The organism is Novosphingobium sp. B-7 (genome assembly GCF_000410615.1).
GTDB classification, from domain to species: Bacteria; Pseudomonadota; Alphaproteobacteria; order Sphingomonadales; family Sphingomonadaceae; genus Novosphingobium; species Novosphingobium capsulatum.
The window spans coordinates 1-601 of record NZ_APCQ01000261.1; the positions used below are offsets into that span (position 1 = coordinate 1).

The 601-nt window shown below is 70.4% G+C and carries 1 pseudogene; it reads left to right on the forward strand.

The window, feature by feature from the left end:
* Positions 1-564: pseudogene (locus H926_RS25390) on the forward strand (DNA mismatch repair protein MutL); the annotation flags it as partial.
* Positions 565-601 lie beyond the last annotated feature (37 nt).

The following is a 601-nucleotide window of genomic DNA, read 5'->3' on the forward strand; positions in this document are numbered from 1 at the left end:
CGGGGCCAGGTGGCCAAGACCTATATCGTCGCCGAAGCCAGCGATGGCCTGGTCATCGTCGACCAGCACGCCGCGCACGAACGCCTCGTCCTCGAGCGCCTCCGCGCCGCCGGCGCAGGCGAGGGCACAGCCCCCGCCCAGGCCCTCTTGCTGCCCGAAGTGGTCGACCTCGATGAACCATCGTGCGACCGCCTTGAAGAAGCCGCGCCGCGCCTCGCCGATTTCGGCCTTGCTCTCGAACGCTTCGGCCCGGCCGCGATGCTGGTGCGCAGCGTGCCGGCGGCGCTGGCCAAGGGCGATGTCCAGGCCCTGGTGCGCGACGTGGCCGACGATCTGGCCAAGCACGGCGATGCATTGCTGCTGGGCGAGCGGCTGGATCTGGTGCTGGCGACGATGGCCTGCCACGGCTCGGTGCGCGCTGGCCGCGTGCTGTCGGTGCCGGAAATGAACGCCCTGCTGCGCGAAATGGAAGTGACCCCACGCTCGGGCCAATGCAACCATGGCCGGCCGACTTGGGTGAAGCTGGCGCACGGCGATATCGAGAAGCTGTTCGGGCGGAAATAGCTCCCCCTCCGTCGGGCCTGCGGCCCGCCACCTCCCC